Annotated in this window: 24 protein-coding genes; 9 read left to right on the forward strand and 15 right to left on the reverse strand. The window is 69.5% G+C overall.

Annotated features, from left to right (window positions below):
* Nucleotides 1-250: 250 nt before the first annotated feature.
* Nucleotides 251-1360, forward strand: coding sequence for a putative endonuclease domain-containing protein (locus tag MUN33_RS01185; RefSeq protein ID WP_244803086.1), 1110 nt, complete (start codon nt 251-253; stop codon nt 1358-1360).
* A 109-nt stretch (nt 1361-1469) separates the two neighbouring features.
* On the opposite strand, the gene MUN33_RS01190 is transcribed toward MUN33_RS01185, so the two are convergent.
* The 3 genes from MUN33_RS01190 to MUN33_RS01200 all read right to left on the reverse strand — a co-directional run bounded on the left by MUN33_RS01190 (nt 1470) and on the right by MUN33_RS01200 (nt 6255).
* Nucleotides 1470-2111, reverse strand: a complete 642-nt coding sequence (locus MUN33_RS01190; RefSeq protein ID WP_244803087.1) for a DUF3239 domain-containing protein — start codon at nt 2109-2111, stop codon at nt 1470-1472.
* A 31-nt stretch (nt 2112-2142) separates the two neighbouring features.
* Nucleotides 2143-3789, reverse strand: a complete 1647-nt coding sequence (locus MUN33_RS01195; RefSeq protein ID WP_244803088.1) for a DNA repair helicase XPB — start codon at nt 3787-3789, stop codon at nt 2143-2145.
* A 93-nt stretch (nt 3790-3882) separates the two neighbouring features.
* Nucleotides 3883-6255 (reverse strand): helicase-associated domain-containing protein, encoded by a 2373-nt coding sequence (locus MUN33_RS01200; protein WP_244803089.1) that lies wholly within the window; start codon nt 6253-6255, stop codon nt 3883-3885.
* Nucleotides 6256-6361: 106 nt separating this feature from the next.
* Between MUN33_RS01200 and MUN33_RS01205 the strand changes: the two genes are divergently transcribed.
* Nucleotides 6362-6550 (forward strand): hypothetical protein, encoded by a 189-nt coding sequence (locus tag MUN33_RS01205; RefSeq protein WP_244803090.1) that lies wholly within the window; start codon nt 6362-6364, stop codon nt 6548-6550.
* Nucleotides 6551-6723: 173 nt separating this feature from the next.
* On the opposite strand, the gene MUN33_RS01210 is transcribed toward MUN33_RS01205, so the two are convergent.
* Entirely contained in the window at nt 6724-7371 is a 648-nt protein-coding gene (locus MUN33_RS01210) for a resuscitation-promoting factor Rpf1 domain-containing protein (protein WP_244803091.1), read from the reverse strand.
* A gap of 403 nt (nt 7372-7774) precedes the next feature.
* Here MUN33_RS01210 and MUN33_RS01215 point away from each other — a divergent pair, with 403 nt between their 5' ends.
* Complete coding sequence (locus MUN33_RS01215) at nt 7775-8176, forward strand: cold-shock protein (protein ID WP_244803092.1); 402 nt, start codon at nt 7775-7777, stop codon at nt 8174-8176.
* 27 nt (nt 8177-8203) lie between these two features.
* On the opposite strand, the gene MUN33_RS01220 is transcribed toward MUN33_RS01215, so the two are convergent.
* From MUN33_RS01220 to MUN33_RS01230, 3 genes are read right to left on the reverse strand one after another with little or no spacing between them, the layout of a single operon-like run.
* Complete coding sequence (locus MUN33_RS01220) at nt 8204-8785, reverse strand: DUF2771 domain-containing protein (RefSeq protein ID WP_244803093.1); 582 nt, start codon at nt 8783-8785, stop codon at nt 8204-8206.
* 45 nt (nt 8786-8830) lie between these two features.
* Complete coding sequence (locus tag MUN33_RS01225) at nt 8831-10183, reverse strand: MFS transporter (RefSeq protein ID WP_244803094.1); 1353 nt, start codon at nt 10181-10183, stop codon at nt 8831-8833.
* A complete protein-coding gene (locus MUN33_RS01230) occupies nt 10173-11009 on the reverse strand; it encodes a glutaminyl-peptide cyclotransferase (protein WP_244803095.1) in 837 nt (278 codons plus the stop codon). The genes MUN33_RS01225 and MUN33_RS01230 overlap by 11 nt, the downstream gene beginning before the upstream one ends.
* 50 nt (nt 11010-11059) lie before the next feature.
* Between MUN33_RS01230 and MUN33_RS01235 the strand changes: the two genes are divergently transcribed.
* Nucleotides 11060-12511, forward strand: coding sequence for an NCS2 family permease (locus tag MUN33_RS01235; protein ID WP_244803096.1), 1452 nt, complete (start codon nt 11060-11062; stop codon nt 12509-12511).
* A gap of 5 nt (nt 12512-12516) precedes the next feature.
* A complete protein-coding gene (locus MUN33_RS01240) occupies nt 12517-13362 on the forward strand; it encodes a TrmH family RNA methyltransferase (RefSeq protein ID WP_244803097.1) in 846 nt (281 codons plus the stop codon).
* Between the two features lie 129 nt (nt 13363-13491).
* On the opposite strand, the gene MUN33_RS01245 is transcribed toward MUN33_RS01240, so the two are convergent.
* From MUN33_RS01245 to serC, 3 genes are all read right to left on the reverse strand, one after another.
* Nucleotides 13492-14415: a DUF6928 family protein gene (locus MUN33_RS01245; RefSeq protein WP_244803098.1), complete on the reverse strand. Its 924-nt coding sequence runs from the start codon at nt 14413-14415 to the stop codon at nt 13492-13494.
* Between the two features lie 6 nt (nt 14416-14421).
* On the reverse strand, nt 14422-15555 hold the full coding sequence (gene sepH / locus MUN33_RS01250) for a septation protein SepH (protein WP_244803099.1): 1134 nt from the start codon (nt 15553-15555) through the stop codon (nt 14422-14424).
* Nucleotides 15556-15654: 99 nt separating this feature from the next.
* Entirely contained in the window at nt 15655-16788 is a 1134-nt protein-coding gene (serC, locus tag MUN33_RS01255; RefSeq protein ID WP_244803100.1) for a phosphoserine transaminase, read from the reverse strand.
* A gap of 329 nt (nt 16789-17117) precedes the next feature.
* Between serC and MUN33_RS01260 the strand changes: the two genes are divergently transcribed.
* The 3 genes from MUN33_RS01260 to MUN33_RS01270 all read left to right on the forward strand — a co-directional run bounded on the left by MUN33_RS01260 (nt 17118) and on the right by MUN33_RS01270 (nt 20469).
* Nucleotides 17118-18413 carry a citrate synthase gene (locus tag MUN33_RS01260; protein ID WP_244803101.1) on the forward strand — a complete coding sequence of 432 codons (1296 nt, stop codon included), beginning with the start codon at nt 17118-17120 and terminating at the stop codon, nt 18411-18413.
* A 155-nt stretch (nt 18414-18568) separates the two neighbouring features.
* Nucleotides 18569-18928: an FKBP-type peptidyl-prolyl cis-trans isomerase gene (locus MUN33_RS01265; protein WP_244803102.1), complete on the forward strand. Its 360-nt coding sequence runs from the start codon at nt 18569-18571 to the stop codon at nt 18926-18928.
* Between the two features lie 131 nt (nt 18929-19059).
* On the forward strand, nt 19060-20469 hold the full coding sequence (locus MUN33_RS01270; protein ID WP_244803103.1) for a GntP family permease: 1410 nt from the start codon (nt 19060-19062) through the stop codon (nt 20467-20469).
* A 19-nt stretch (nt 20470-20488) separates the two neighbouring features.
* Here MUN33_RS01270 and MUN33_RS01275 read toward each other — a convergent pair whose 3' ends face one another.
* The 5 genes from MUN33_RS01275 to MUN33_RS01295 form a co-directional block, all read right to left on the reverse strand.
* A complete protein-coding gene (locus MUN33_RS01275) occupies nt 20489-20989 on the reverse strand; it encodes a 2-oxo-4-hydroxy-4-carboxy-5-ureidoimidazoline decarboxylase (protein ID WP_244803104.1) in 501 nt (166 codons plus the stop codon).
* 78 nt (nt 20990-21067) lie between these two features.
* Nucleotides 21068-22258: an ABC transporter permease gene (locus tag MUN33_RS01280; protein WP_244803105.1), complete on the reverse strand. Its 1191-nt coding sequence runs from the start codon at nt 22256-22258 to the stop codon at nt 21068-21070.
* The gene (locus MUN33_RS01285; RefSeq protein ID WP_244803106.1) at nt 22255-23145 is read right to left on the reverse strand and encodes an ABC transporter ATP-binding protein; all 891 of its coding nucleotides are present in this window, start codon (nt 23143-23145) and stop codon (nt 22255-22257) included. Before MUN33_RS01285 ends, MUN33_RS01280 begins: the two co-directional genes overlap by 4 nt.
* 37 nt (nt 23146-23182) lie before the next feature.
* Nucleotides 23183-23728 (reverse strand): hypothetical protein, encoded by a 546-nt coding sequence (locus MUN33_RS01290; protein ID WP_244803107.1) that lies wholly within the window; start codon nt 23726-23728, stop codon nt 23183-23185.
* 7 nt (nt 23729-23735) lie between these two features.
* The gene (locus MUN33_RS01295; protein ID WP_244803108.1) at nt 23736-23999 is read right to left on the reverse strand and encodes a helix-turn-helix transcriptional regulator; all 264 of its coding nucleotides are present in this window, start codon (nt 23997-23999) and stop codon (nt 23736-23738) included.
* Between the two features lie 85 nt (nt 24000-24084).
* On the opposite strand from MUN33_RS01295, the gene MUN33_RS01300 reads away from it, so the two are divergent.
* Complete coding sequence (locus MUN33_RS01300) at nt 24085-24969, forward strand: aldo/keto reductase (RefSeq protein WP_244803109.1); 885 nt, start codon at nt 24085-24087, stop codon at nt 24967-24969.
* The last annotated feature ends 120 nt before the right edge of the window (nt 24970-25089 follow it).

The following is a 25089-nucleotide window of genomic DNA, read 5'->3' on the forward strand; positions in this document are numbered from 1 at the left end:
GGTGGGGGACGGGACGGGGACGGGGATTGTTCAACAAAGTCCAGGGTAGCGGAAGCGTGGCGGAGTCCGGCGGTGATCGCACTCCATAAGATGCTGACGCCTGCATCGTGCCTGGTCAGATATGGAGCAGCTACTGATGGGGTGCGATTGAGCCCGGGTACGGAGGCGGCGTCGCCGGACCGGCTACCCTGGTGTGCAGTCCACGGGGGTGGACGGGGACACATACAGGGACACACACGGGGGCACGGACATGGCGTACCGGGGGATCAGGCTCGACGACGAGATCATCGGCAGGCTGCACGGGCGGGTCGACCACCGGCCGTTGTGGCGGCCGGACACCAGGGGGAACATCGAACGACGCCGACGGGGCATGCGCGGTGGCAGGAGTATCGAGGACGACTTCACGCAGGTCGGTGACCTGTGGGTGCCCAACGGGGCGCTGCGCTCACCGGAGCAGGTGAGGTGGGGTGCCGCCGACCATCCCCGGGGTCTGGGCTACGAGCTCGACGCGCTGACCCGGATCCGGATGGCCGTGACGCGGCGTCCGGACTGGACCGCCCACAGCTGGAGTGCCGCCCGGGTCTGGGGGATGGCCTACTTCTGCGACGACGCGGACACCTGCGTGCTCTCGGGTGGGCGGCGCAGGTCGGCCACGACGACCCGGGAGGTGTCGAGGTACCGCCGGGAGGGGACGCTGGCCTCGGTGCGTCCCCGGTCTCGGGTGGACCGGGAGATGCCGGAGCTGTGTGTCACCCCGCCGGCGCTCACCGTCGCGCACTGCCTGCGTTCCCTCCGTGCCGGTGACCACGTCTGGGCTGTTCCCCCGGGGACGGGGCTCGACGACCGGACGGTGCGGGCGGTGCAGTTCGTCGACGCCGCCTGTGACCTGTTCGGTTGCGACCCGTCCGCGTTCGTCGGGGCCTGCGGGGACCAGTACTCCCAGCGGGACCTGGCCCGGATCGCGGCGATGGCCGACCGGGGTGCGGAGTCGCCGATGGAGTCGGTGATGCGCCTGCAGGTGGCGCGGATGTTCGGCGGGGACTTCATCTCCCAGCTGGTGATCCACCGGGACGGGTCGGTGGCTGATCCGGTGCATTCCCCGCAGGTGGCGGGGCCCGGGGTGGTGGCGCGGGTGGATCTCGGGTCGCCGACGTTGAAGCTGGCGCTGCAGTACGACGGCGCGGGGCATCTGGAGCGTGGTCGGCGTGACCGGGACTCCCGGGTGACCGCGGCGCTGGCGAACCTGGGGTGGCATGTGCTGCGGCTGACGTACGGGCACCTGCGGGACCCCGATCTGCTGGAGTGCACGGTCGCCGAGGGGATCGCCCTGTGCCGGCGCCGCAACAATCGGACCCCATAAGGCGATTACCCTAGGAAAACCCCAGGTCGTAGATCGTTAAGGAATTGACGGGGTGCGATGATCAACCGGCCGCCGGCTGGCCGCCAGCCGGCCGCCGCCACCCCCACCCTCAGTCCAGCTCGAGCAGCAGGTTACGGGTCTTCTGGACGTCCTGCAGCCGGTCGATCAGCGACTCCAGCCGCGCCCATTCCGCCTCGGGGACCGCCTTCTCCGCGGCGGCGATCACGGACCGGTCCTGCGTCCCCCACGCCACCGGCATCGGCGAGATCTGTTCCCAGTGGTCCTGGTGACCCACCGAGCGCATCCCGGTGACCGCCATGGACGGCACCCGCTCGCCGACGGTCCGCTCCACACCGGGGATGGAGGTCACCGTGCGTAGGGCCAGGGCCGGACGGGACGACGCGGTGCCGGTGGCAGCGGTGTCCACCAGCGCCATCAGGACCACGTCACGCGGGTTGACCTGGGCGATCACGGTGGGCGCCAGGTCGTAGCTGTCGTAGTACTGCTGCGGCGAGCCGAGCTGGCGGGGGAACACCGGGACCATGATGAAGCAGATCAGCGCCATGATCGACGCGGCGATGCCGACGATCACCGCCCAGCCGGCGTCGACGACCACGAACAGGACCACGGCGGCGGCGACCATCGTCGCGCCCATCAGCCCGGCCGACCACTGGAACCGGCGGGAGTCACGGAAGAACTCGTTGTGTTTGCGGGCGAAGGGCTCGTCGACGGTGAAGTTGAACGGGATCACGCCGGACAATCCTACAGGCTGACAGGTCGGGCTACAGATCGACCGAGTCGATGATCCGGTAGCCGTACCCCTGCTCGGCCAGGAACCGCTGGCGGTGCGCGGCGTAGTCGGCGTCGAGGGTGTCCCGGGCGATGACGGAGTAGAAGTAGGCGGGGCCGCCGTCGGGCTTGGGACGCAGGATCCGTCCCAGCCGCTGGGCCTCCTCCTGCCGGGACCCGAAGGTGCCGGACACCTGGACGGCGACGGAGGCGCCGGGCAGGTCGATGGAGAAGTTCGCCACCTTTGACACGATCAGTACGCGCAGCTCGCCGGAGCGGAAGGCGTCGTAGAGCTCTTCGCGCCGGTGGGTGGTGGTGCGCCCGTCGATCACCGGGGCGTCGAGCTCCTCGCCGAGCTCCTCGAGCTGGTCGATGTAGGCGCCGATGACCAGCTTCGGCTCGTCGGGGTGTTGGTCGAGGATCCGACGGACGATCCGGTTCTTGGTCGGTGAGCACGCCGCGAGCCGGTACTTCTCGTTCTGCTCGGCGGTGGCGTACACCATGCGTTCGGACTCGGTGAGCTGGACGCGGACCTCGGTGCAGTCGGCGGGGGCGATCCAGCCCTGGGCCTCGATGTCCTTCCAGGGGGCGTCGTAGCGCTTCGGGCCGATGAGGCTGAAGACGTCGTCCTCCCGGCCGTCCTCGCGCACCAGGGTGGCGGTCAGGCCCAGGCGACGGCGCGACTGCAGGTCGCTGGTCATCCGGAACACCGGCGCGGGCAGCAGGTGGACCTCGTCGTAGATGATCAGTCCCCAGTCGCGGGAGTCGAAGAGCTCCAGGGCACGGAACTCGCCCTTCGTCTTGCGGGTGACCACCTGGTAGGTGGCGATGGTGACCGGGCGGATCTCCTTCTTCTCGCCGGAGTACTCGCCGATCTCGTCCTCGGTGAGGGAGGTGCGGCGGATGAGCTCGTCCTTCCACTGCCGTCCGGCGACGGTGTTGGTCACCAGGATCAGCGTGGTGGTCCGGGATTTCGCCATGGACGCCGCGCCGACCATCGTCTTGCCCGCGCCGCAGGGCAGCACGACCACGCCGGACCCGCCGGCCCAGAAGGACTCGGCGGCCATCTCCTGGTAGTCACGCAGCTGCCAGTCCTCCTGCTCGGTGGACAGGGAGATCGGGTGCGCCTCGCCGTCGACGTATCCGGCGAGGTCCTCGGCGGGCCAGCCGACCTTGACGAGTTCCTGCTTCAGCCGTCCTCGTTCGGAGGGGTGGACGACGAGGGTGTCCTCGTCGATCTCCTCGCCGAGCATGGGGCGGATCTTCTTGTGCCGGCGGATCTCGGCGAGCACCGCGCGGTCGGTCGACTCCAGCACCAGCCCGTGGGCGGGGTGGCTGGCGAGGGTGAGCCGTCCGTAGCGTTCCATGGTCTCGGCGACGTCGACCAGCAGCGGCTGGGGGACGGGGAACCGGGAGTAGGTCTCCAGGACGTGCACGACCTGTTCGGCGTCGTGCCCGGCGGCGCGGGCGTTCCACAGGGCCAGCGGGGTGATCCGGTAGGTGTGGACGTGTTCGGGCGCGCGTTCCAGTTCCGCGAAGGGGGCCAGCGCGGTACGGGCCTCCTGCGCCTGGGCGTGCCCGGTCTCCAGCAGTACGGTCTTGTCCGACTGGACGATCAGCGGGCCGTCACCGAGTCCCACGGATGCCTCCTCACAGGGGTTGGGGCAGGTGTGCGTTGCCGTTGGTGCAACCAGGCCATTCTACGCGGTGCCGGCGTGGACGTCAGGTGTCCGTCAGCTGTCCGTGGTCTGCACCGGTGTGGCGACCCAGGCCACCCGGTGCGGCTGGATGTGCAGCGACTGGCCCCCGGCCTCGGTGACGCCGATGATCGACACCGGGCTCATGGTGACCACCGAGATCCACTCGTGCACGGCGGATCCGGTGGCGTCGACGTAGCTGATCTCCACCGGGGTGCCGGCGTCGTAGGCGTGGCGCAGGGCGGCCATGATGGCGCGCGGGTCGTTGACCCGGGTGGTGTCCCCGCTGTGGCCGGCGTCCTCGTCCTCGTTCTGGCGGGTGCGGCGGAACCCCTCCACCGCCCCGGCGAGCTGGTCGGCGACCTGGGGGAAGGACGTGACGGCGCGCTGCGGGTCAGGGACGGTGGAGAACACCGGTGCGGCGGTGGCGCGTCCGGTGCCGCCGCCGTCGACGTTGACGGTCACCCCCTCGTCCTCGAGTGCCTCGACGATCAGCGACAGCTGCACGGAGCTGGCGGCCACGGTGGGGGAGAGCAGTCGCAGGCCGGTGTTCTCCGCCGCTTCGGTGTCCATGATCGCGGCCATCGACTTCTCGTCGGGTGCGGTCAGGACGCTGGCGGCGGTGCTGCCGATGACGGGGGCGTCGGGACGGTGGGTGCGGAAGGTGTCCTGGACGAGGTACCAGAGGGACTGGGGGACGTCGGGGGCCATGCCGGCGAGGAAGTCCTCGATGCCCTCGGCGGTCTCCCCGTACTCCACGGCGCGTTGCATGCTCTCCCTGGTCACCCGCCATACGCTGGCCATGCCGGTGGACTCCACGTCGGCGAAGGTGCGCAGCCGGGCCTCGGTGTCGGCGTCGAGGAGGCCGGGGGCGAGGATCGTCATGTCGCCCTGGATGATCAGCATGCCGACCGGGGGCGGCAGGACGTCGGCGAGGGCCGCGGTGAGCCGGTCCTCGGCGGAGGAGTTGTCGGAGTCGTCCCCGTCGGCGGCGACGGCGGCCAGTGCGAGGGCGGCCGACGACGCCTCCCCGTCCGCCGACAGGCCCAGGATCACGCCCTCGTCGTGGACGCTGTCGACGGCGGCGACGGGGGTCACCGCCGCGACGGACGGACGGGCCCGCCAGAGTTCCTCCGCCGTCATGACCCGTCCGCCCGCGGCGACGACACCGCGCAGTGCGGCGGCCCCGGGGACGTCGAGGGAGTCCTGCAGCAGGTGCGCGCCGGCCGTGGCGCCGGTGTCCCGGGTGTCCCCTGTGCCTCCGGTGCCCCCTGTGCCTCCGGCCAGCCACGGGGCGTGCGGGCTGTGGCGCCATCCGTCGAGGAGCATCGCCCAGCGCCGTGACAGCGGCGCCGACAGGTAGGTGGCGCCGCGTTCGCTCAGGCACCAGAAGTCACCGTCGCCGACGACGTCGCGGGGGGCGGGGACGGGCAGGCCGACGGCGATGAGGTCGGCGTGGCGGCACAGGACGAGGGTGTCGCTGACCACGGCGGCGTCGAGGGCCAGTGCCTTGGCCAGCCGGGCGATCTCGCGGACCCCGACGCCGCCGGCGTTGAGCGGCCGCACGGGGGTGTTCCCGACCTGTTCCAGGACGTCGGCGACGAGCCGGGCGGTCTCGACGACCCGCGCCACCGCGGTGGCGTCGGTGCGGGCGTCAGGGTGCGTGTCGGGGTGGGCGGGGTCCTCCCGCGGGCTGAAGTCACCGCCGGGACGGGGGACGACGCGTCCGGCGATGCAGGCCGACACCCGGGGCGACAGGCGTGCGGTCTGCGAGTCGACGCGGTCCAGCAGGCCGGCGGAGATCATCCGGGCCAGGGGACGGTCCGGGTCGTCGAGGGTGGCGGAGTGCCCGATCCCGCCGGAGAGCTCGAGGGTGTCGAGGAGGCGACGCTGACGGGTCGGCAGGGCGTCGAGGACCGCCGGCAGCTGGTCGGTGGGGATCGGGCACCGGTACCCGTCGACCAGGACCCAGGGCAGGTCGGTGGTCGCGGAGAACAGCGGGGGCAGGTGCACGGGCACCTTCACCGGCCCGGGCGGGGTGTCCGGGGCCTGGGGGGACACCGTCAGTGCCGGGCCGAAGACCAGCCCCCAGGTGGCCAGGGTGTGCAGTGTCGCCTGGACGGTGGGGGTGTCGGCGCGGTGGTCGGGGTCGGTGCCGGCGTCGTCCCACAGCTGTGCCAGGGTCGCGGTGACCTCCTCCAGTTCCACCGGGCGGTGGTCGGCGCCGGCGGCGACGAGGGCGTGCAGGACGGCGAGCCCGGTGGCGTCGAGCCGTCGCAACGCGGCCACGTCGGAGACCGACCCCAGGGACCCGGGGTGGAAGGCGCGCAGGCGCCAGAGCAGGTCGACGAGGACGTCGTCCGGGTGTCCGGACAGCCAGTCGGCGTAGGTGGGGAAGGAGTCAGGCATAACGCCGGTAACTTTACCCGTCGGAGTCCACCCGGGTGTACACCTCGCCGTGGTCGGCACCGTCGGAAAGTCGCCTGATCGGCACGGTTGTGGAATGATTGACCCCATGGCTGACGCAAAGAAGAAGCACTACGTTGATCCGGGCTGGCCGCAGAACCTGCCCGAAGGTAAGCACGCGGTCACCGAGCTCGTGGCCGACGACGCCGGGGCGTTGAGCCCGTTCGGGGACGTCGACATCCCGGTGCCCGCGGAGAAGCTTCCGTACGTGCACCCGTACACGGTGATCAACCGCTAGCCGAGGGCCGGACGGTACGACAAAAGGTCGTCGCCCGGGCTGTTTCCTTCCGATGACGAGGAAGAACAGCCCGGGCGACGATCTTTTCGTGGGTGGGACCCGGATGTCGCGCCTCAGAGGGGCGCGGGGTGCGCGCGTCCCGCAGGGGCGGGGACGCGGCTCACCTGGCTGGATCAGGCGAGGTTGGCGGCGAGTGCCTTGTACTGGTCGGCGGCGGACTCGGCCTGCTTGACACCGGCGGTGTAGTGGTCGTTGAGGGCGGCGCGGTTGTCCTTGTAGAGGGCCTCCAGCTGGGCCGGGACCTCGATGCCGTTGGCGGCGAAGGCCTCGGTGACCTTCTCCCACACGCCGTCGATGGCGAGGGCGTCGTTCTGGCTGCTCAGGTCGGCGGCCGCGGCCTGCGGGTTGGCGGCGTAGTTGTCCGCGGCGGGGGCGCCCGGGGCGGAGCGCTGCTCGGCGGCGGAGTTCAGGCCCAGCTGGGCAGAGCAGGACGGCCATGCGCCCCAGCCCTGTGCGGCGAGGACGCGCTCGGCGACAACGATCTGCTCTTCGCGGGAGGCCTGGTCGGCGGACGGTGCGAACTCGCCACCGCCGTGGCCGCTCCAGGTGCTCGGGGAGAACTGCAGTCCACCCTGGTATCCGTTGCCGGTGTTGATCTGCCAGTTGCCACCGGACTCGCACTGTGCGAGACGGTCCCAGTCGGAGTCGGGGGCGGCGTTGGCTGCCGGAGCGGCGACGGCACCGAGTGCCAGGGTGGCCATGCCGGCGACGGCGAGGCGCTTGGTGCTGAAGCTGCTGTTACGGATGGTGTGTCGTCCCATGTGGGGTGATTCCTTTCGGAGTCGGTGGTGCGGTGATCGGGTCCCGTGGGTCACCGCGGTGTTCATTGCTGGGGTCTGACAGTAACGGTTTGTCACGATTGAGTCACGCTGATCCGTCGGATTCGTGGCTGTTCAGGCCGCATTGTGCTCCGGAAGGCAGAATGTGAGCCAGGTCGTGGAAAGGGTGAAAACCGCCGTTGCCCTGTGTGTTACCGTTCCGTGTCTCGAACGTTATCGAACCGTTATTATTCTGTTGTGACCTTCGTCACATCGGCGCCTACGGCGGGGATGTTGGCCCGCGCGCGGCCGCGGGTAGACTGGCGTGTTCCCCGGCTGTGAACAACAGCAACAACACGAGCAACACATACGTAGTGGTACGTAGAGAAAGGACAGGGCGACAATCATGCCGACCGGAAGAGTGAAGTGGTACGACCCGGACCGGGGATTCGGCTTCGTGTCCAACCCCGGGGGCGAGGACGTCTACGTCGGGTCGCAGGTCCTGCCCGACGGTGTCACCGAACTGCACAAGGGACAGCGGCTCGAATACGACTTTGCCGAAGCGCGGAAGGGTCCGCAGGCCATGCGTGTCAGCGTGCTGGACGACGGGCCGCCCTCGGCCCCGCAGAAGGGGGCACGGAACCACAAGTACAGTCCCGACAAGCTCCACGAGCTGGTCCAGGACACCGTGACCCTGCTGGAGTCCCGCGTGCAGCCCAGCCTTGAGGCGGGACGGCGTCCCGACCGGAAGGAAGGACGCCAGGTCGCCGAGATCCTGCGGACCATCGCCCGCGAACTCGACAGCTGACCGGCGGGCGGCGGGCCGCCGCCCGGGTCACTCCCCGGTGTCCCCGGCAGGGGCCGACTCGACGCCGGTACCGAACGCCCACACCACGCCGTAGGGCACCTCCTCGCCGTCATCCTCACCGAGGACCAGGGCGTGGACCTCCACCACGCTGAGCCGGGCGCCGTCCCCGCCGTCCCCAGTTTCCGCGGAACCGCGGACGGTGACCTCCGTGCGCTCACCGGCGGCCCAGGTGTTCTCGGAGTTCGCCGCCGGATCGTCGTAGATCTGCAGCAGCGACCAGTCCTGGCTGCTGACCTCCTCGGGCACCGACAGGGTGATCTCGTCGTCCGGCCCGATCTCCACCGGCTGCTGTTCCGATTCCTCGCAGTCGCCGGTGAACCGCTGGCAGACGGAGAAGGGCGCGTACTCGGTCTCCTCGCCGGAGGCGTCGGTGACCGTGACCCGCAGGTCCTGCGGGTCCGGACCGGGACGGTTCTGGCTCCAGCGCTGGTACCCCAGCACCGCGCCGGCCACGACCACGACCAGGAGCACGATCGCCCCGAACATCATGTACTGCCTACGCTGGGCGGCCTTGCGCCGCGCCTTCTTCGTCTGCTTCTCGGTGCTCATTCGGTGGGGAACTCCTGTCCACGGGGGTCGGGACCGTCTACCTGCTCACCGGGAACTCCTCGCCCGACCGATCAGGGCTCCCAGACCGACACCACGCGCCGCGGCGATGACATTGACGTACATCACTGTACCGACCAGCCCCAGGACAGCCATACCCACGGTGAGCTCAGGGGGAAGCAGGATCCCCAAAGTGCCGCCGAACACCCACGACAGCTGCAGCGACGTCTCGGAGATGCCGAACGCCGACGCCTGCGCCGAGGGGGCGAGCCCGGACTGGATCGCCGCATCCAGACACACCTTCGACATCGCACTGCCCAGAGACAGCACGGCGGTGGCCACGGCGGCGGTGACCGTCCCGTCCCACACGGCGGCACACGCCACGGCCCCCAGTGACACCGCACCCAGGACCAGGACGGCGGCCTGGGGGCGGGCGAACCGGATCCGGGAACCCAGGGCGTTGCCGGCGAACGTGCCGACGCCGCCGGCGGCACCGACTGCCGCGAGCATCGTGAGCTGGTCGAACGCGGCCAGGTGGGCCGAGGACTTGGCGACGAAGGCGATGTAGATCGTCATGAACCCGGTCCCGCACCGCTGCAGGGCCGTCGCCCACATACACGTGCGCGCCGCGTCCGGGAACCGCACCCTGATTGAGCGGCGCCACCGTGACACCACGGTGCCGGCGGCCGCACCCCGACGGGTCGCGGTGTCCACCGGGGGCTCGTCCGGGATGAACGGGCTCACCGTGACCTCGTCGCTGCCGCGTTCGGCGCTCGAGGGGATCAGGGCGCACCCGTAGATCCCGGACAGGGCCACGACCATGAGCAGCCACAGGGCGGCCTGCGGGTCGATGAGGTAGGCGATCGCCGCGGCGAGACCACCGGCCACCAGGGAGCCGCCGATGTGTCCGGCGATCGTGAGGCGCGCATTCGCCCGCACCAGGTCCAGCTCCGCCGGGGCGACGCGTGGGGTGACCGACGACTTCAGCACCCCGTAGGACTTGCTGAGCACCAGCATGCCCAGGGCCGCGGGGTACAGCATCCAGGAACCGAAGTTCTGCAGCAGCACCGCCGCGAGGATCACCCGTCCGGCGAAGGTCAGCGACAGGGCGAACCGTCGGCCGGTGCGGATCCTGTCCAGCGCCGGGCCGATCAGCGGCGCGAGCAGGGCGAAGGGGGCGATCGTCACCAGCAGGTAGGCGGCGACCGAGGTCCGGGACTCCGCCTCGGCGGCGGAGAAGAACAGGGTGCCGGCGAGGGACACCGCCAGGACGGCGTCCACCGCGAAGTTCGCGATGGAGGTGTACATCAGCGCCGTCAGCCCGGACTCGCGGGCGCCGTCGGCACCCATCAGGCCCCAGACCCGGTTGGCGGACCGGGCCATCACGCCGTCAGTCCTCACGGAACTCCACCTCGTAGAGGGTGTCCCACAGCTTCCCGGTCACGAGGAAGCGCCCGTCGGTCCCGGTCGCGGCGATGCCGTTGAGGACGTCGGCACCGTCCTCGTCCCCGGCGGGCAGGTCCAGGTCGACGACGCCGGTCACCTCGCCGGTGGCCGGGTCGATCCGCAGGATCCGGTCGGAGTGCCACACATTCGCCCACACCTCACGGTCGTCGTCGGTGCCGGTGCACTCCAGCTCGTTGACCTCCTCGACGGGTTCGCCGTCGAGCGTGACCTCCACGCTGCCGGTCGCCTCGAAGGTGGCGGGGTCCCGGAACGTCAGGGTGGGGGAGCCGTCCGACATGACCAGGCGGTCCCCGTCGGAACACAGCCCCCAGCCCTGCCCCTCGTAGGAGGCCGTCCCGGTCACGTCCAGGGTCCCGGCGTCGCGGGCGAAGGCCACGCCGGACTTCCACGTCAACTGCCAGACGGTGTCGCCGTGCAGCGTCGCCCCCTCACCGAAGTACCGCTCGTCGAGGTCCACGTCGACCGACGGGGACGTCACGTCGTCGACGGGGGCCCGGAAGATCCGGGACTCGCCGTTCAGCCCGGTCGACACCAGCAGGTCACCCTCCGGCATGACCTCGAGGCCCTGGGTGAACGCAGAGGAGTCGAAGGGGTGCTCGGCGAGCACCTCGGCGGTGAGCACCGGGACGTCCGGCACGGGCTCGGCCTCGTCCGCGGCGGAACACCCGGCCACCGTGACCGCCAGTACGGCGGTGGTCAGGAGGGACACCGTGGCCGCGCCACGCGGCGCAGACTGAACGCGAGAGGTCATGTGCTCCATGCTGCCACACCGCTTGCACGCAGGCCTGCCTGGTGCGATTCTTACTAGTTATGTCAGAATCCACCGGCGAGAAGACCGCCGCACCAGCCACCGGGGCCCTTGACCGGTACTTCCACATCACGGCACGTCGTTCGACGGTCGGCACCGAGGTCCGTGCCGGCGTCGTGACCTTCTTCGCGATGGCCTACATCATCATCCTCAACCCCCTGATCCTGGGCACGGTCGAGGACAGCAACGGCGACGTCCTGGGCACCTCGCGCGTCGCGGCGGTGACGGCCCTGGCGGCCGGGGTGATGACCATCGCCTTCGGCGTCTTCGCGAAGTACCCGTTCGGCATCGCCGCCGGTCTGGGCATCAACACCCTGGTCGCCGTCACCTTCGTCGCCACCGAGGGACTGACCTGGCCGCAGGCGATGGGCCTGGTGGTGATCGACGGCGTGATCATCGTGATCCTCGCGGTCACCGGTTTCCGCGAGGCGGTCTTCAACGCGATCCCGCCGTCGCTCAAGGCGGCGATCGGCGTCGGCATCGGCCTGTTCATCGCCCTGGTCGGGGTGGTGGACTCCGGGTTCGTCCGACGGGTCCCCGACGCCGCCGGGACCACGGTGCCGGTCTCGCTGGGCATCGACGGCTCCATCGCCTCCTGGCCGACGGCCACCTTCGTGCTCGGCCTCGTCGTCTGCGGGATCCTGGTGGCGAAGAAGGTGCGCGGCGGGCTGTTCATCGGCATCATCGTCACCACCGTCTTCGCCATGGTCGTCCAGGCGTTCACCGGCGACTTCGGTGACGGCAAGGGCTGGCAGATGGCCACCCCGGAGATCCCCGACTCCCTGGGCTCGGTCCCGGACCTCAGCCTCGTCGGCGCGGTGGACGTCTTCGGCGCCTTCGCGAAGGTCGGCGCCCTGTCCGCCTGCCTGCTGGTGTTCACCCTGGTGCTGGCGAACTTCTTCGACGCGATGGGCACCATGACCGCACTGGGTAAACAGGCCCGGCTCGTCGACGAGCAGGGGAACCTGCCGAACCTGCGCACCGCGCTGATCGTCGAGGGCGCGGGTGCCGCGGTCGGCGGTTCCGTGTCGGCCTCGTCCAACACCGTGTTCGTGGACTCCGCCGCCGGCATCGGCGACGGTGCACGCACCGGCCTGGCCAACGTGGTCACCGGCCTGATCTTCCTCGCCGCCATGTTCCTGACACCCCTGTACTCCGTGGTGCCGATCGAGGCCGCCGCACCCGTGCTGGTCGTCGTCGGCGCCATGATGATGGGCCAGATCACCGAGATCGACTTCTCCCGGTTCGAGATCGCCCTGCCGGCGTTCCTGACGATCGTGATCATGCCGTACACCTACTCCATCGCCAACGGCATCGGCATCGGCTTCATCGCCTACGCGGTCATGGCGCTGGTGACCGGACGCGGGAAAACCCTGCACTGGCTGATGTACCTGGTCGCGGCCCTCTTCGTGGTCTACTTCGCGATCGACCCGATCATGGACGCGGTCGGGTGACACACATGCAGGACCCCGTGCCCGTCACCGACCCGGCGGACCCGCGGCTGGACGACGTCCGTGACCTGAACTCCTCCGACAGACGTCCCGACCTGCCCGGCGGGAAAGGCCTCGTGGTCGCCGAGGGCAACCTGGTGGTGCCGCGGCTGGCGGCGTCCCGGTTCCCGGTGCGCTGTGTCGTCGGCTTCGCCCACCGGCTCGAGCAGCTCCGGGACGTGGCGGCGGGCGACCCGGACGTGGCACGCGGTCTGGACGGTGTGCCGTTGTACGAGGTCACCCGGGAGGTGCTCGCCGAGGTCGCCGGATTCGACATGCACCGGGGCCTGGTGGCCACCGCCGACCGGGTGGAGGAACCGTCGACGCAGGAGGTGCTGGACGGGCTCGGCCCCGACAACCGGGTGATCGCCGTGCTGGAGGGCGTCGGCGACCACGAGAACATCGGTGCACTGTTCCGCAACGCCGCCGGCCTCGGCGTCGGTGCCGTCCTGCTGGGGGCGGGATGCGCCGACCCGCTGTACCGACGGGTGGTGCGGGTGTCGATGGGGCACGTGCTGCGGACGCCCTTCGCCCACGTCGGTGCGCGGCCCACCACCTGGCAGCGTGGTCTCGCCGACCTGCAGGCCCGCGGGTACCGGGTGGTGGCGATGACGCCGAACACGGACCGGACCCTGGCGGAGGCGGTCGCCGGTGCCGACAAGGTGGCGGTGATGGTCGGGGCCGAGGGGCCCGGACTGACCGAACACGCGATGCGTGCGGCGGACGTGCGGGCGAAGATCCCCATGGCCCCGGGGACGGACTCGCTGAACGTGGCGACGTCGGCGGCGATCGGGTTCTACGCCGCGCAGTTCTGAGGGACGGGGTGGCTGGTCGGCGAGCCGGTGACGGCGTCGGTCATCGCACCCCTTAGGACGCTAATGAGAAACTGACCTGGAGTTTTGCTGTCATAAGGTCGTTATGGGGTGCGATTGTCGGACGCGGGGTCAGCGACCGGCGTTGCGTGCGCGGCGCCGGACCTCGTCGCCGATGCGTCGGGAGCCGGTCTGGAGCAGCCGCACCCCGCCCCGCACACCGTGGCCCACCCCGGTCACCGCGGACAGTGCGGCACCCTTGAGCAGATCGGAGGTGGCCCTGATGCTCGACTCCTTGCCGTCGGCGTAGTCGTCGTAGCCGGGGGTGTTCGGTGCGGCAGGATGCACCGGCCGGTGGGCCGCCGGACCGGTCTCCGGCTCCGGCGCCCGCCGTCCGGACCACGCGGTGGCACGCCCGTCGAGGGCGAAGGCACACACCGGGATGTCGATGCCCTCGCGCTCCACACGGAACCCCAGCCAGTACTCCTCCGCCGCGGCCGCGAACTCCCCGGGGCGGAACGGCAGCTGGATCCCCGACGACTCCACGTTGCCCTCCCAGAACGGGGCCTCGAAGGGTTCGGGCAGGCCGGTGTCCTCGAGGATCTTGTCGCGCGTGGCGGTGAAGCAGCGTTTGAGCACGCCACCCGACCAGTGGGCGAAACCGCCGAGCCCGTCCGGGTCGTCGGGAGTGCGGCAGGTCACGTAGATGTCCGCGGCGGCGATGAGGTCCCGCAGGGGCAGCGGGACCTCGGACAGCAGGCCCGCGTCGGGAAGGACCGTCTGCACGATCGACAACCCGGGGTACCCGCCGATGTAGAACTCCCGGCGCCCCGGGGGAGCGGACCGGTTCATGTCGAAGTCGCCGATGTGCGTGGGGGAGGAGAAGTCGCCGAAGGCCGTCGACGCCCCCTTCTCCACCGCCTCCAGGCGGACGCCCAGCTGGGCGAGGTACTTGCGGGCGAACCCACGGTCCGGGGTCGGTTCGGCGGTGAGCACGTCCCGTGGGACGGCGGCGGTGGCGAACCAGAGGGTCACGACGGTGTCAGGGGAGCCCACGGCGGCCTACTTCTTCTTGTTCCGGCCGTTGGCCTTCGGGTTCGTCCGCACCCCGAGCAGAACGTCCTCCCAATGCGGGGTCACGGCCTTCTTCCGTCGCCGGGGTGAGTCGCCGCCGTCGGCCTCACCGTCGCCGCCGGACGGGTGGTTCCGGCGCCCGAAGAGGTCGACCGGGGCGTCCGCCGTCGGATCGGCGTCCGGGTCCACCGGCGCGTTGTCCGGACGGGTGGCGTCGGCGCCGCGGCGGGCGTCCAGGGAGGTTCCGCCGACCCGGTCGCCCGTCGTACCGTCGTCGGGGTACCAGGCGCCCGGGGCGTCGTCCGCCTGGTCGGAGTCGGCGATGTCGTCGCGCCGGCTGGACGGGATCACCGGTGAGACGGTGCGCACGGGACGCTCGAACCGGGGGTCGATCAGGTCCGAGGCCACGGAGTTTACCGGCTCCGCGGTCGCCGGCCCGTCCTCGCCGGGGACGAACCGGAAGTCCGCGACGAACCGGGAGGCACCCTCGCGGTTGCCCTTCGTCCAGCTCACCGAGATGACCCAGTGGTCCGAGGAGTCCATCGCCGCAGACCACTCCGCGGCGCGCAGGCTCTCCCCGCGGGCGGCGAAGGCACCGGCGAGCACCTCGCGCAGCGGGCTGTCGGTGGGGCCGTCCGCGCGGACGGGGTGGGCGTCCCGGGCCATCTCGGCGATGCGGTTACGCTCCATCGCGATGGGCACTGCGAACGGGCGGACCCGGCGGTCCTCCATACCGGTGTCCGCCACGATCTGCTCCACGGTGTCACCGTGCCGGATGCGGTCCTGGATCTCCTTGGGACGCAGGTGGATGCGCTCCCGCGTCGGGACGGCCGCCGGTTCAGGCACGGGGGTGGCCTCCGCGGTGGGGGTGCCGTCGGTGGAGGTCTCGTCGGCGCTGTCCGGGGTGTCCGCGGTATCGGGGGTGTCCGGGGTGTCCGCAGTATCCGGGGACGTGGCGGCGGCGATGCCGAGGAACTCGGTCAGCTCGTCGGTGACCGGCAGGAAGAACTCGGCGACGTCGGTGTCGTCGGTCTCGTCGGTGTGGTCACCGCCGTCGGTGGCCACACGGAGAACGAGGGACGCCCGGTCGCTGTCGTCTTTGACGAACCGCAGTTCCTGCATCGGTGGGACCTCCATCCACTGGGTGTTTTCCGCCACAGTAGCGCAGAAACCCCCGGGAGACGGTGAGCTTCCGGGGGTGAGTCAGGCGCGGGGGGGCGGTTACCTGGCCGCGACACCGGAGTCGAGGATGTGGTCGATCGCCGCGGTGAGGGTGCGCACGTCCTCCGGGTCGATCGCCGGGAACATGCCGATGCGCAGCTGGTTGCGTCCCAGCTTCCGGTACGGCTCGGTGTCGAGGACACCGTTGGCGCGCAGGGTCTTCGCGATGACGTCGGCGTCCACGGACTCGTCGAAGTCGATGGTGCCGACCACGAGCGACCGGCTGGACGGTTCGGCGACGAAGGGGGAGGCCTCCGGGCGGGCCTCGGCCCAGGAGTACAGGATGGAGGACGACTCGGAGGTGCGTGCGACCATGCCGTCCAGCCCGCCGTTGGCGTTCATCCACTTCACCTGGGCGTCCATCATCAGCAGGGTGCTGACGGCGGGAGTGTTGTAGGTCTGGTTCTTGCGGGAGTTGTCCACCGCGGTCTTCAGGTCCAGGAACGCCGGGATGTAGCGGTCGGTGGCGGCGATCTCCTCGACGCGCTCCAGGGCGGCCGGGGAGAAGGCGGCGAACCACAGGCCACCGTCCGAGGCGAAGCACTTCTGGGGGGAGAAGTAGTAGACGTCGGTCTCGGCGATGTCCACGGGGAGCCCGCCGGCGCCGGAGGTGGCGTCGATGGCGACGAGGGCGTCCGTGGCGGGGCGGGTGACCTGGACCATCGCGCCGGTGGAGGTCTCGTTGTGGGCCCAGCCGACGAGGTCGGCGTCCACACCGTCGAGCTGGCTGGGGGAGGGGGCGGTGCCGGGCTCGGAGGCGAAGACCTCGGGGGCGTCCAGCCACGGTGCCTTCTTCGACACGGTGGCGAACTTGCCGGAGAACTCACCGTAGGTGAGGTGCGCGGACCGGTTGCGGACCAGCCCGAATGACGCGGAGTCCCAGAACGCGGTGGCGCCACCCAGGGAGGTGATGATCTCGTAACCCTCAGGCAGGTTGAAGAGGGTGGACAGGCCCTCCCGGACGGATCCGACGAGGTTCTTCACGGCCGGCTGACGGTGGGAGGTGCCGATGATGTCGCGGCCACCGGCGACGATGGCGTCGATCTGGTCCTGGCGGACCTTCGACGGACCGCAACCGAACCGTCCGTCGGCGGGCAGGAGATTCTCGGGCAGGGTGGGGAACTGGTCGCTCATGACAGGCTTTCTGGTCTCTTCCTGGTCTTCCAAGCACGGGTCGTAAGGGAACGTCGCCAGCCTAGCCGGTCGCGCCATTTCGTGGAACCGGACGTCCCACACTCCGGGATGGACCGGGGGTGGCGAACGGGGATACAGTACGGGCCTACTGTGTCTGTGCGCGAGGCATTGGGTACAGTGTGTCCTATCCCACGATCGTCCACGGTCCGCAGCATGAGCATTACTCACGCCGGGCCGCTCGGCTCGAGGCTGGGCCCGGGCCGGTGATCTCCGGCGCAGGGGACACAACCGAAAGCATCGAAGTACCTGAATAAACGAAAGGGCTGTCAATGGCTTCCGACAACCAGGACAAGGCCGTTCTCCACTACCCCGGTGGCGAATACGAAATGCCGATCGTCAAGGCCAACGAAGGAAACTCCGGGTTCGCGCTGGGCAAGCTGCTCGCCGAAACCGGCCTGACCACCGTTGACCCCGGCTACGTGAACACAGGTTCCACCCTCTCCGAGATCACCTACATCGACGGTGGCGAAGGGATCCTGCGGTACCGCGGTTACGACATCGCCGACCTGGCGAACAACGCCACCTTCAACGAGGTCAGCTACCTCCTCATCAACGGCGAACTGCCGAACGACGAGGAGCTGGAGAACTTCAACGCCAACATCCGGCGCCACACGCTGCTGGACGAGGACTTCAAGAGCCAGTTCAAGATCTTCCCGCGTGACGCTCACCCGATGAACGTCCTCGCGTCCTCGGTCAACATCCTCGCGACCTACTACGAGGACGAGCTGGACCCGCTGAACAAGGACTTCCAGGCCAAGAACACCTACCGCCTGATGGCGAAGGTACCCATGTTGGCGGCCTACGCGTACCGCGCGTCCAAGGGCAAGCCCTACATGTACCCGGACAACAAGCTGAACGCCCGGGAGAACTTCCTGCGCAACATGTTCGGTTACCCGACCGAGGAGTACGAGGTCGACCCGGTGCTGTCCAAGGCACTGGACAAGCTGCTCATCCTGCACGCCGACCACGAGCAGAACTGCTCCACCTCGACCGTGCGCATGGTCGGCTCCTCGCACGCCAACATCTACTCGTCCATCGCCGCAGGCGTGAACGCCCTCTCCGGCCCGCTGCACGGCGGCGCCAACCAGGCTGTCCTGGAGATGCTGGAGGAGATCCACGCCAACGGTGACGACGCGACCGACTTCATGAACCGCGTGAAGAACAAGGAGCCGGGCGTCAAGCTCATGGGCTTCGGTCACCGCGTGTACAAGAACTACGATCCGCGTGCGGCCATCGTCAAGGAGTCCGCACACGAGATCCTCGAGCACCTCGGCGGCGACAACCTGCTGGACCTCGCGATGAAGCTGGAGGAGATCGCCCTCAACGACGACTACTTCATCTCCCGCAAGCTGTACCCGAACGTCGACTTCTACACCGGCCTGATCTACCGCGCCATGGGCTTCCCGACGGACTTCTTCACCGTCCTGTTCGCCATGGGCCGCCTGCCGGGCTGGATTGCCCACTACCTGGAGCAGATCAACGAGCCGACGGCGAAGATCAACCGTCCGCGCCAGATCTACACCGGTGCCAGCCACCGCGCCTTCGTCCCGCGCGACAAGCGCTAGGACGGCGGCCACCGCCTCCGTTCCGTCACCGGACACCACCCGAGCCCGGCTCCTGCCTCACCGCAGGGGCCGGGCTCGCGGCGTATCGGGGCCGCCGCCGGGAGACTGGTAATCTGAGACGGTTAGTCTGCCCTCGAATATTCAGGAGTCCACCCATGAGCAAGCCCACCATCGAGCCCCAGGCCGGCCCCGCACCCTCTGAACTGGTGATCGAGGACATCACCGTCGGCGACGGCGCCGAAGCAGTGCCCGGCGGCATGGTCGAGGTGCACTACGTCGGGGTCGACTACGAGTCCGGGCAGGAGTTCGACTCCTCCTGGGACCGTGGACAGACCATCGAGTTCCCCCTCACCGGCCTGATCCAGGGGTGGCAGGACGGGATCCCGGGGATGAAGGTCAACGGGCGCCGTAAGCTGACCATCCCGCCGGAGCTGGCCTACGGCCCCGCCGGCGCGGGCAACCCGCTGGCCGGCCGGACCCTGGTCTTCATCATCGACCTGGTCGACGCCCGCTAGTACGGGGCGCGGCGCACAGGGGGACCGTCGGCCCGGGGCCGCCTGTGCCGCCCGGGGCCGCCCGGGGCCGCCCGGGGCCTGTGCCGCGCCCCTGACACCTCCCTCTACCCCGACGACGGAAGGACCCCGCAGTGCAGTGGATCGAAGAGACCGGCTGGGAGAGCTGGCTCGGCCCCGGAGGGCTCATCGGGCTCGCGGTGATCGCCGTGGCCCTGCTCCTTCTCATGGTCATGAAGTTCAAGCTCCATGCGTTCCTCTCCCTGACCATCGTGAGCCTGTTGACCGCGATCGCCGCCGGTATCCCCGCGGCGCACCTGGTCGACACGATGGTCGACAGCTTCGGCGGGACACTCGGCAACGTCGCCCTGCTTGTCGCGATCGGCGCGATGCTCGGCGCCCTCGTCGAGACCTCTGGTGGTGCGAAGGCACTGGCCGACACGATGATCCGGATCTTCGGTGAGCACCGGGCCCCGTTCGCCCTCGGTGTGGCGTCCCTGTTCGTCGGTTTCCCGATCTTCATGGACGCTGCCTTCGTGCTGATGGTGCCGATCATCTACGCCGTCGGACGTCGCCTCGGACTGAACCTGCTGGCTGTCGGTATCCCCGTGGCGGCCGCGCTGTCCGTGATGCACGTGTTCCTGCCGCCGCACCCGGGGCCGGTCGCGGCAACGGAGTTCGTCGGGGCGAACCTTGGTATCGTGATGCTCCTCGGCCTGGTACTGGCGTTCCCGATCTGGTTCATCTCCGGCCACCTCTGGGGTGGTTTCGCGGCGAAACGGCAGCGTATCGACGTCCCTGACGCAGTGTTCGCGAAGATGGTCGGCGAGGAGGAGGACGTCGAGCAGCCCCCGAGCGCCGGACTCATCGTGTTCCTGCTGGTGCTGCCGTTGCTGCTGATCCTCCTGAACACCGGCCTCGACGCACTCGGTTCGGTCGGCGCCGTGGACGCCGACGCCGGCTGGGTGCAGGCGCTGCAGGTCTTCGGCCAGACCCCGGTCGCCCTGCTCATCGCCGTGCTGGTGACGATCCTCGCGCTCGGTTTCCGGCGGGGCAAGAGCGGTACCGCGATCGAGAAGACGGTCGACGGTGCCCTCGGACCGGTCTGTTCGGTGATCCTGATCACCGGTGCCGGCGGGATGTTCGGTGGCGTCCTGCGCGCCACGGGGATCGGCGACGCCATCGCCGGGTCCCTCGAGTCCGTCGGTATCCCGCTGATCTTCGCGGCCTTCCTGATCGCCGCCGCGATCCGTGTGGCCCAGGGCTCCGCGACCGTGGCACTGACGACCGCCGCCGCACTCGTGGCGGACGGGGTGATGAACAGCGACATGTCCGCGGTCCAGGTCGCCTGTGTCGTCATGGCGCTCGCCGCGGGTTCCGTGATCGCCAGCCACGTGAACGACTCCGGGTTCTGGTTGGTCGGCCGCCTGCTGAACATGGACGTGAAGACCACGCTGCGGGTGTGGACCGTCCAGCAGACCATCGAGGCGGCCGTGGCCTTCGGGCTCGTGCTCGCGGTCTACGGTGTGGTCAGCCTCGTGTGACCCGGTACGTTCCGGACAGTTAGCGGACCACCGTGCGTAACCGCAGGACGTTGACCCTGCCGAGTTCGCGCACGGTGGTCTCCCATTCCGTGACCGTGGGGTTGTCGAGACGTCGGCGCAGGAGCAGCAGGACCTCGTGTCCGCCGATGCCCTGGGCGCAGACGAGGAACTTGTGGTGGAAGCGTTCCTCGTAGCGGTCCACCAGTTCGGCGATCTCGGCGAGGACCTCGGGAGGGGAGTCGAGGATGAACGACTGTTCCTCGCGGGAGTACGCGTCCGGCGTTTTCTGCCCCAGGACGGGGTGGGCCTGGATGCTGGCGAGGATCTCGACGCGCGGGAGTCGCAGCAGTTCGCGGTGGGCGGCGTCGAGCAGGTGCTCGAGGCTGCGGAAGGGGGCGGCTGCGGCGATGGCGGCGCCGAGCGGGGGAGAGTAGAGCAGGTCGCCGACCATGGTGGCGACCCGGTCGGGGGACATCCTGTTGAGTTCGTCGACGGTGGTGGCGGGAACGGTGTCAATCATGGTCCCCAGTGAACGGGTGGGGCGTTTCCGCCCTGTTTCACCGTGGTGAACACCCGGAGGAGGGGGCCTCCCCGGACGTTAACCGGTCTTGATGGCGCGCAGCCAGGTCAGCTTCCTGCCGTTGTTGAGGATCGAGCCGCGGTAGATGCGGGCGACCACCAGCAGGACCAGGAGGGTGGTCAGGGCGAGCAGGGCGTAGGACGCGACGAGCAGGCCGAGGGACATGTCGCCGGAGGCGTAGCGCATCGGGGCGACACCGAGGGAGACCGGCGGCACCCACGAGAGCACCTGCATCACCGTGGAGTCCGGTGCACTCCACCCGAAGATCGGCGGGTACATCACCGCGAAGAAGAGCAGCATCACGGGCATCTGCGTGCTGGCCAGGTCCTCCGCCTTGCTCACCATGGAGCCTGCCGCGGCGTAGAGGGCGCTGAAGAAGAGCATGCCCAGGATGAAGGCGACGAGGAGCACCGGTAATGTCGCGGCGTCGATCCGGACGTCCTCGAGCATGCCTGTCGCGCGGAGTGCCGCCATCGCGGCACCGAGGATCAGGACGGTGCCGATGAAACCGATGACCGCCATGGCCAGTACCTTGCCGACGAGCAGGTCGATCGGACGGATGGTCGCCAGGATGATCTCGACCACGCGGGAGGACTTCTCCTCGGTGACGCGTCCGCCGACGTTGCCGGCGAAGGTCATGATGAAGGTGAGGACGACCATGGTGCCGAGCATGGTGGTCACCACGGCGGCGGTGTTGTCCTCGTCTGCGTCGGCGGACAGGTCGACCGGGGTCACCGTGGCGTCGGGCAGTGCGGCGGCGAACTCCGCCGGCTCCACGCCGACGGCGGACAGTGCGTCGTTCTGGGCGAGGGTGGCCGCCACGGCCTGGGCGGCGGCGGACAGCGCCGCGTCGGGGGTGCCGTCGCTGAGGAGCTCGAAGCCGTCGTCGGTGCGGACGAGCGCGGCGTCCTTGCCGTCCTCGACGGCCGTCACCGCGGCGTCCCGGTCGTCGACGCTGCTGACGTCGACGCCGTCGCCGGCGATCTCGGAGACCACCGTGGCCTCGGCGCCGGAGACGGCGAGCGAGGGGTTCCCGGAGTCCCGGTCGTTGAAGTAGTTGAGGACGAAGATTCCTCCGACGACCACGACGATGACGATGATGAACGTCGCGATGATGCCCTTGTTCTTCATCGCGACCTGGATCTCGCGGCCGGTGACGGTGCCGATCGCGCGGGCACGGGAGTAGCCGGACGTTGTTCGCGTACTCATGAGGAGACGACCTCCTTGAAAAGATCGGTCAGGTCGGGGACGCGGCGGGTGAACCCGTGGACGGTGCCGGCGTCGAGTGCTGCGTGCAGGATCTGCTGGTCGGGGACGTCGCCGGCGTCGAGGACCACGGAGTTCCCGTCGTCTTCGACCACGCGGGTGCCCGCCGGGTACCAGTCGCGGGCGGTGGTGTCGACCTCGTAGAGGACGGGGCCGCGGTTGCGCAGCTCGTCGACGGTCCCCTCCGCCTTCATCTGGCCCTTGGTGATGATGCCCACCCGGTGGCAGAGCCGCTGCACCAGGTCCAGCTGGTGGGACGAGAAGAGCACCGGCACGCCCTCGGCAGCCTTGGACAGCAGCATGTCGCTCATCACGGAGACGGCGACGGGGTCGAGGCCGCTGAAGGGCTCGTCGAGGATGAGCAGGTCAGGCTGGTGGACGAGGGAGGCGGCCAACTGGACGCGCTGCTGGTTGCCCAGGGAGAGCTCCTGGAGTTTGGCCTCGGCGCGGTCGGCGAGCCCGAGCTGGTCGAGGAGGTCGGTGGTGGCGGAGGTCGCGGACTGCTTCGTCATTCCGTGCAGCCGGCCGAAGAAGATGAGCTGGTCGGCGATGCGCTCCTTGTCGTAGAGGCCACGCTCCTCGGGCATGTACCCGATGGTGCGCCGGATGTCGTCGTCGACGGGTGTGCCGTCGACCCTGGCTTCCCCGGAGTCGGAGGCCAGGACACCGAGTGCGATGCGCATGGCCGTCGACTTCCCGGCGCCGTTGGACCCGACGAATCCGTAGATCTCGCCGGTGTGCACGGTGAAGCTCATGTCGGTCAGGGCGCGGACGGCGGAGTCTCCGCTCCCGAAGGTCTTGTTGAGACGGTCGAGCTCGAGGGTGGGCATGAGGTTCTCCTCGTGGTTGAGGGTGGTGGGTGCCAGACTAGTTGTTTGGCGGGGGAACGGGACCGAAGGTCGTGGCGTAGGCGATGGTGGGGACTGCCGTGGCGGACAGCATGCCGAGGACGCACAGGAGACCGGCGGTGTACACCCACCGGTCAAGGCTGTCCGGGGCGATGACCGCCACGAAGATCATGAACATGCTGACGGTGAAGAGGATCGCCGTGGTCCAGCCGTAAGCGGCGACCTGCCACGTCCGCAGGATCCTCGACTCGTATTCGTCGAGTTCGGTCTCCGGCGCGGCGTCGCGGGTGTTGATCACGGTGCGCAGCATTGTCCAGCTCACGCAGAGGGCCAGGGTGAACGGCACCCAGGCAAACAGGGCCGGGGTCCAGAAGACCTGGGTGACGGCGGTGGCCAGGCCTGCCACCAGGGACCAGCAGTAGATCCTGATCAGGAGCCGCACGCGGCGTTCGGTCCTCCAGGTCGGCAGACGGGTCGACATGTCTTCCGCCCGGGCGGCCCAGCGCTCCGCCTTGCGTTCCGTGCGTCGTTCAGCCCAGGTGGCGACGGCGTTGTCGGTGCTCATCGCTGCATCACTGTTCCTTCCGGTAGATCTCGGTGGACATCGGCCCGAACTCGGTCCTGCTGAAGACAGCTTCGACCGGCAGGGTGAAGACCTCGCAGATCCGGAAGGCGAGATCGAGACTGGGGGAGTGGTCGCCCCGTTCGAGCGCCCCCACCGTCTGCGGGTTCACGTCGACGAGGGTGGCCAGGTCGGTGCGTGACATGTCCCGTTCCGCACGGAGGACCCGGATCCGGTTGTGGATCGGGAGCGCCGGTTTCTTTTTCGGGGACATGCCACAAAGTGTTGTATAAACCCAATGATCTGTCAACCTTGTCCACTCAGTGCACGAGCGCGGCCGGACGCCTACGCTGGTCGGCATGACAGCTACGAGACAGACCCAGGTGACAGTCACCCTCAACGACGGACACGAGATCCCCCAGCTCGGGCTCGGTGTCTGGGAACTCTCCCCGGAGGACGCCTACTCGTCGACCCGCGCGGCGATCACCGCCGGGGCACGCCACATCGACACCGCCGCCGCCTACGGCAACGAGAGCGAGGTGGGCCGCGCCATCGCGGACGCCGTCGCCGACGGGGAGGTCACCCGCGAGGACCTCTACGTCACCACGAAGCTGTGGAACGCCGACCAGGCACCGGGCAAGGCCGCCGAGGCGATCGACACCTCGCTGGCGAACCTCGGTCTCGACCACGTCGACCTCTGGCTGATCCACTGGCCCGTCCCGTCCTACGGGCGCTACGTGGAGGCGTGGCGGGCCCTCATCGACGCCCGCGCGCAGGGCAAGGCGACGTCCATCGGTGTCTCGAACTTCTACCCGGAGGTGCTCGACGAGATCATCGACGCCACCGGCGTCGTCCCGGCGGTCAACCAGATCGAGCTGCACCCCGGGTTTTCCCAGGCCGCGCAACGGGCGGACGACGCCCGGCGCGGCATCGTGACCGAGGCCTGGTCGCCGCTGGGGCGGGGACTGCTCGAGCACCCAGTGATCACCGCGATCGCCGAGGCCCACGGGGTGCACCCCGCCCAGGTGATCGTGCGGTGGCACCTGCAGCAGGGCATCGTGGTCTTCCCCCGTTCCCGGAATCCGGAGCGCGTCCGGCAGAACCTCGACGTCGACGGCTTCGAGCTCACCGACGAACAGATCGCCCGGATCACCGCGTTGGACGACGACCCGGCCGCCGCGGGGCGCGTCGGGGCCGACCCGCGTGAGGCGGCGTTCGGCCTCCCGGACGACGTCACGGAGTAGGGCCGGGTACCCCTCATTTGCGGTGTCCTCCGGCCGCCGTCCGCACTGTGGAGGACAATGGGAGCACAATGGGGCACCGGAGAAGAACCGGACGACCGGTGCGACGGTGAGAGGTAGATG

The organism is Corynebacterium kalidii (assembly GCF_022869005.1).
In the GTDB taxonomy this organism is placed as follows: domain Bacteria; phylum Actinomycetota; class Actinomycetes; order Mycobacteriales; family Mycobacteriaceae; genus Corynebacterium; species Corynebacterium kalidii.

What these genes read in the sequence shown, in the direction of transcription:
- MUN33_RS01265 (WP_244803102.1), top strand. Translation starts at nt 18,569, where the DNA reads ATGAGCAAGCCCACCATCGAGCCCCAGGCCGGCCCCGCACCCTCTGAA.
- MUN33_RS01290 (WP_244803107.1), bottom strand. Translation starts at nt 23,728, where the DNA reads ATGAGCACCGACAACGCCGTCGCCACCTGGGCTGAACGACGCACGGAA.
- MUN33_RS01220 (WP_244803093.1), bottom strand. Translation starts at nt 8,785, where the DNA reads ATGAGCACCGAGAAGCAGACGAAGAAGGCGCGGCGCAAGGCCGCCCAG.
- MUN33_RS01230 (WP_244803095.1), bottom strand. Translation starts at nt 11,009, where the DNA reads ATGGAGCACATGACCTCTCGCGTTCAGTCTGCGCCGCGTGGCGCGGCC.
- sepH (WP_244803099.1), bottom strand. Translation starts at nt 15,555, where the DNA reads ATGCAGGAACTGCGGTTCGTCAAAGACGACAGCGACCGGGCGTCCCTC.
- MUN33_RS01300 (WP_244803109.1), top strand. Translation starts at nt 24,085, where the DNA reads ATGACAGCTACGAGACAGACCCAGGTGACAGTCACCCTCAACGACGGA.
- MUN33_RS01240 (WP_244803097.1), top strand. Translation starts at nt 12,517, where the DNA reads ATGCAGGACCCCGTGCCCGTCACCGACCCGGCGGACCCGCGGCTGGAC.
- MUN33_RS01210 (WP_244803091.1), bottom strand. Translation starts at nt 7,371, where the DNA reads ATGGGACGACACACCATCCGTAACAGCAGCTTCAGCACCAAGCGCCTC.
- MUN33_RS01275 (WP_244803104.1), bottom strand. Translation starts at nt 20,989, where the DNA reads ATGATTGACACCGTTCCCGCCACCACCGTCGACGAACTCAACAGGATG.
- MUN33_RS01205 (WP_244803090.1), top strand. Translation starts at nt 6,362, where the DNA reads ATGGCTGACGCAAAGAAGAAGCACTACGTTGATCCGGGCTGGCCGCAG.
- MUN33_RS01285 (WP_244803106.1), bottom strand. Translation starts at nt 23,145, where the DNA reads ATGCCCACCCTCGAGCTCGACCGTCTCAACAAGACCTTCGGGAGCGGA.
- MUN33_RS01260 (WP_244803101.1), top strand. Translation starts at nt 17,118, where the DNA reads ATGGCTTCCGACAACCAGGACAAGGCCGTTCTCCACTACCCCGGTGGC.
- MUN33_RS01235 (WP_244803096.1), top strand. Translation starts at nt 11,060, where the DNA reads ATGTCAGAATCCACCGGCGAGAAGACCGCCGCACCAGCCACCGGGGCC.
- MUN33_RS01185 (WP_244803086.1), top strand. Translation starts at nt 251, where the DNA reads ATGGCGTACCGGGGGATCAGGCTCGACGACGAGATCATCGGCAGGCTG.
- MUN33_RS01200 (WP_244803089.1), bottom strand. Translation starts at nt 6,255, where the DNA reads ATGCCTGACTCCTTCCCCACCTACGCCGACTGGCTGTCCGGACACCCG.
- serC (WP_244803100.1), bottom strand. Translation starts at nt 16,788, where the DNA reads ATGAGCGACCAGTTCCCCACCCTGCCCGAGAATCTCCTGCCCGCCGAC.
- MUN33_RS01295 (WP_244803108.1), bottom strand. Translation starts at nt 23,999, where the DNA reads ATGTCCCCGAAAAAGAAACCGGCGCTCCCGATCCACAACCGGATCCGG.
- MUN33_RS01280 (WP_244803105.1), bottom strand. Translation starts at nt 22,258, where the DNA reads ATGAGTACGCGAACAACGTCCGGCTACTCCCGTGCCCGCGCGATCGGC.
- MUN33_RS01215 (WP_244803092.1), top strand. Translation starts at nt 7,775, where the DNA reads ATGCCGACCGGAAGAGTGAAGTGGTACGACCCGGACCGGGGATTCGGC.